Source organism: Leucobacter sp. M11, assembly GCF_035726885.1.
GTDB lineage: Bacteria > Actinomycetota > Actinomycetes > Actinomycetales > Microbacteriaceae > JAPFRB01.
The window spans coordinates 15,169-17,120 of record NZ_JAPFRB010000001.1; the positions used below are offsets into that span (position 1 = coordinate 15,169).

Sequence of the window (1,952 nt, forward strand, 5' to 3'; positions counted from 1 at the left end):
CGTTCTCCGTCACCACGACGCAGGACCTCGACGACCCCGCCTGCGGGGACCCCGCCGCAACCCGGGTGCCGAGCCCGCTCTCCCTGCGTGCCGCGCTCTGCCTCGCGGACAATCACGGCGGCGGCTCCGTACTCCTGCCCGCCGGGGAGTTTGTCCTGAGCGCCGCAAATCACCGGGACGGCTCGACGACCCTCATCAGCGGTGAGTTCGGCGCCGCCGCCGTGACGATCCGTGGCGCCGGGCCGAGCACCCGGATCGTGGGCGACGGCCACTCCCCCGTGCTCGCGCTCGATCCCGACGAGCTGGGCGGGGTCACGACCCACGTCGAAGCGCTCACCGTGTCCGGCGGCGGCACCGGGCTGACGGCTGGGGCCGGGCGCGCCGAGCAGGCGGATCGGCTCGTGCTGGCCGGGGTAACCGTGCGGGACAACGGCGGCGGCGCTGGCGCGGGCGGCGGTCTGCGCTTCTCGGGCGGCGACCTCCGTATCACCGACAGCGCGTTTCTCGACAACACGAGCCCCGCCCCGGGGGGCGCGCTCGCGGTCGCGGGCACCCTCAGCCTGGAGCGGAGCCGCTTCGCCGGCAACCGGGCCGACACCGGGGCGAACAGCATCGCGCTCGCGGGGGCCGCGGGCGACGGCGCTCCCCCGGCGGAGGCCACCATCACCGGCGTCTGGTTCGACAGGGCCCCCGAGGAGACGGCCCCCGGGGAAAGCGGAGCGCCCGCGCAGCCGGAGGTCCTCGCCTCGGGGATCGCGCTGAGCACCGCCCGGAACTGGTGGGGCTGCGGCTCCGCCGCCTGCGTGTCCCTGGTCAGTGACCGGCCCGTCGCCGCCGCCCCGGATTTGACCCTCGCCGTCACCGCGGCCCCGGCCGTGCTCAACCGCGCGCACCCGAGCGCCGCCCTGCACGCCTCCCTGCTCCGGGACCAGGCGGGCGACGCCGTGCCGCCCGAATCCCTCACCGCGTTCTCGGGCGCGACCGTCAGCTGGGTCGCGTCCGGGCTCCCCGGGGCCGCGGTGGCTCCGACGACGGCGACGCTCCGCGAGGGCTCGGCCACCACGACGCTCACGGGCGGCCCCTTTGTGGGCACCGTGCAGGTCACCGCCGCCCTCGGCTCGGCTCGGGCCCAGCTGACCGTCCCCAAGGGCGAAGCCCCCGTCGTGCACGGCCCCACCCTGATCGAGGTGCTGCCCGGCGAGAGCGTCTCCGCCCAGCTCAGCGGCCAGAGCGACCTCGTCCCGATCCGGATGGAGCGGGTCTCCGGCGACGCCCCGCGCGGGCTCACCGTTGGCCTGTCCGCGAACACCGTCTCCCTCGGCGGCCGGATCGGCCCGGACGAATCCGGGCGCTTCCCCCTCACCTTCCGGGCGAGCAACGCCGCGGGCTCGGCGCTCGTCACGGTGGTCATCGACGTGCAGAACGCACCGCTCATGGCCCCGACCGGCGCACTCAACACCGCCGTGGGCACCCCGGTCTCCCCCGCGCACGAGATCCGAGCCGCCATCGCCCCCGGGGGCACCGGCCTCGAGCGCATCGGGGTGAGCGAGGGCGACCTCCCGGACGGGCTCAGCCTGCTGTACCACCCGGGGGCGAACGTCGCCGTCATCTCCGGCTCCGCCCGGGTCGGCTCGGGTTCGCGCCGGGAAGTCACGATCGAGGCCGTGAACTCCGCGGGGTACCGGAGCGAGCAGCGCCTGACCGTCACCGTCCTGGAGCGGGGCCGCCTGGAGCTGCCCCCGCTCGTCACCGGCACCGTCGGCGTGCCGCTCAGCGCCGACATTCGCGCGAGCCACGCCTACCCCGCGCTGACCCAGCTCGCGGTCGCCGCCGAGGATCTCCCGCCGGGCCTCAGCATCGCCCGCGTCGGCGAGGGGCACTGGCGCGTCACCGGCACCCCGGTCCAGCCCGGAAGCAGCGCGACGCGGGTCACCGCGGGCGGGGACGGGGCG

1 pseudogene is annotated in these 1,952 nt (G+C 76.4%); it reads left to right on the forward strand.

Annotation, left to right across the window (positions count from 1 at the left end):
- A pseudogene (locus tag OOT08_RS00090) lies at positions 1-1,952 on the forward strand (hypothetical protein); the annotation flags it as partial.